This window comes from Endozoicomonas sp. SESOKO4 (assembly GCF_024606275.1).
In genome coordinates, this window is record NZ_JAHHPS010000653.1 from 1 (window position 1) to 2,083 (window position 2,083).

Sequence of the window (2,083 nt, forward strand, 5' to 3'; positions counted from 1 at the left end):
ATACACTATTCTTGAGTCTGCTTCGGTACAGTTATAGGAAGCTAAAGCCAAATTCAGCGGCTACTGAAAGCAGCCTGTTGGTATTTTTGCAGGCTCTGGTCTCGAATAGTTAATATTCCTAACACACTTGTTCCTATTGATAGAACTCTTTGGCAACAGCATAGTCAAATTGATTACCAACAATCCAAACTGTTTCTTTCTTAAGGAGAATAAAATGCAAGGGATAGCTAAAGCAGCTCTATTACAACCAAGTACAAAAGGCGATTCAAACAAAGAAAGCCTATCTATAGATAACTTCGCCAATAAATCTGTAAGCCTTACATCTCTGAGCTTTACTTATTTCCCCAAAAGCCAATCTTTAATTTCTGCTGTAAAATTAACGGAAAGAGAGGCAATTCAACGAGATGTATTAACAATATATTACCCCAGAGGTAGCATTTATTTTGGCTCTGGAGAATGTCAAAATCAATTGGATTATGATATTGAAGATATGATTTTTAATAGTGATCTGGACCATAAAGCAGAGTTACATAAACCAGAGAACCCGACTAGAACAAATAACGAGGCAAAAGGTTGGCACTGCCACATTAAAGTAAATAGAAAAGATCTTCCTGTTTTTTTAGGGCGCGTTTTTATAAGGCATAAAGTAGATACGACTAACGATGCTACTCATAAAAGTCAATTTTTGTACTCGATGTCGGCACTTAGAGAAACACCCAGTCTTGGTGGACTTACTTTTAAAGATGGGAGCATTACACAAAATGCTGAATGTACCGATATGAAAAAAAGTTTACCTTTAAATACAGATAGCTTTAGTTCAGTTGAGTATATTGATTAAAGCTCATAACACCCGCTTCAGCCACGTGCCTGAGGCGCAACGGATGGTGGGACGAAGTCTCAAAACGAAATGGTATCATTTTTTAGCTGTTATGCTTGTTTTTCAAAGATAAGTACAATGAAAAAATATATTTTAATAATCGCAATATGCTGCTCATTAGTAATTCAACATGCAAAGTCAGACACCTCGCTCTTAAAAACAGAGGATGAATTTAACTCTTTGCACACATTAATAAATATGAGCCTCACAGACTCAGGCTCACTGAATATAGAAGATAAAGAATCCAACATAATGATCGTTCTAATAAAAGAGTTAGATTTTAACAATCAACTTTATTATGGATTATTATCAGGTGCAATACATTCTATACAATGTCAAATTTTGGCTATTTTCGTTTTACGCCCTCTGTCATTAATACATGACCCATACAATGGAGAATTAAAATTTAATGAGGCTATTATAGGAGCTGTCATTGAAGAGGTGATATTTAATGGACACTTACTCCGTTTAATCAATTTCTCTATAGAATCTGCAACTAATAGAATCAACAATCATGATGAAAAAATATTTATTTTTAGTAACATCATCAAATCTACATTGTTTGGACTTTTACATCTTACCAACCCTAACCCATTAATGGCACAAGTCGTGATGTCAACGATAAACTCATTCAGTAGAGGACTGCTTTCTAAACATTATGGTTTACTAAGTGCGACAGTATCTCATGTTACTTTCAACTCCATTGGCTGTTTAATCTACCTTTATAAAGGAAACTCTTTTTAGCAGCTAACCGCTATTAGAAGTCAAACGTGCGACGTTAGATATTATACTCCCCAAGTCTTCCTCAGAACCTCCTCAGTTTTTTTATTCTTAGTCAAAGTAATTTTGATAACTTTCAAAATCTGCTTTAGCTTTCAGATATTCTTGGCCTCCCGGAAAGCCTTTGTTTTTGTCGGGAGGTAAAAATAAAAGCTCTGTTAAAACTTCATTGTTTTTTCTTTTCCACTTGACTTCATACCTTGGCAATATAAGTGATAAGAAGTCCCCCGACTCCTTTGTAAATCCAAACCAACGACCTGTATACCAGTACAAATCATCATCCAAAGACACACCTATTGGTCGTTCTGAATATTCATGTTTTATTCGACTAAATATAGGAAACGCACCAAAAAAGCCAGCCAAATAAGAACTTTCAGGCAGACACTGGCACGCCAGAAAATACCCTTCACGGACTTTTTCACTGCT

3 protein-coding genes are annotated in these 2,083 nt (G+C 35.5%); 2 read left to right on the forward strand and 1 reads right to left on the reverse strand.

Features of this window, described 5'->3' with window-relative positions; genetic code table 11:
- Positions 1-214: 214 nt before the first annotated feature.
- Both KDK16_RS12745 and KDK16_RS12750 read left to right on the forward strand, forming a co-directional pair.
- The gene (locus tag KDK16_RS12745) at positions 215-838 is read left to right on the forward strand and encodes a hypothetical protein (protein WP_257276413.1); all 624 of its coding nucleotides are present in this window, start codon (positions 215-217) and stop codon (positions 836-838) included.
- A gap of 117 nt (positions 839-955) precedes the next feature.
- Positions 956-1,621 carry a type II CAAX prenyl endopeptidase Rce1 family protein gene (locus KDK16_RS12750; RefSeq protein WP_257276414.1) on the forward strand — a complete coding sequence of 222 codons (666 nt, stop codon included), beginning with the start codon at positions 956-958 and terminating at the stop codon, positions 1,619-1,621.
- 87 nt (positions 1,622-1,708) lie between these two features.
- On the opposite strand, the gene KDK16_RS12755 is transcribed toward KDK16_RS12750, so the two are convergent.
- On the reverse strand, positions 1,709-2,083 hold a 375-nt coding region (locus KDK16_RS12755; protein WP_257276415.1), incomplete at its 5' end, for a hypothetical protein.